Raw genomic sequence first — 281 nt, 5'->3', positions numbered from 1 at the left:
GTCTTGAGGGCCGTACCGATGATGAGCGCGGGCAGGCATTATTAGCGGCCCGTGAACCTGTCGCTACCCGTTGGTGGGTGCGGGCGGGCCGAGCCGGGGGGTGGCGTTGCGGCGGGGGGGGCGTGGTGCGGGGGGGGGGGGGGGGGGGGGGGTGTGGGTGGGGGGGGGGGGGGCGGCGGGGGCATAGTCGCATCCACGCGCGAAGAAAAACAGCACGCGCTAACCAAAAACAACTCCACAAACCCCAACAAACAAACAAAAGACACCAGCAGCCACGCCCA

The 281-nt window shown here is 68.7% G+C and carries 1 protein-coding gene; it reads left to right on the top strand.

Translation table 11 applies throughout. From position 1 onward, the window contains the following. The coding region (locus AAEZ02_RS22290) for a hypothetical protein (RefSeq protein ID WP_351125193.1) at positions 1-281 on the top strand (281 nt) is incomplete at both ends.

It is taken from the genome of Shewanella sp. T24-MNA-CIBAN-0130 (assembly GCF_040310185.1).
Lineage (GTDB): Bacteria > Pseudomonadota > Gammaproteobacteria > Enterobacterales > Shewanellaceae > Shewanella > Shewanella psychromarinicola.
Note: the sequence above shows the minus strand (reverse complement) of the source record. Positions and strands in the feature narration are given on the sequence as shown.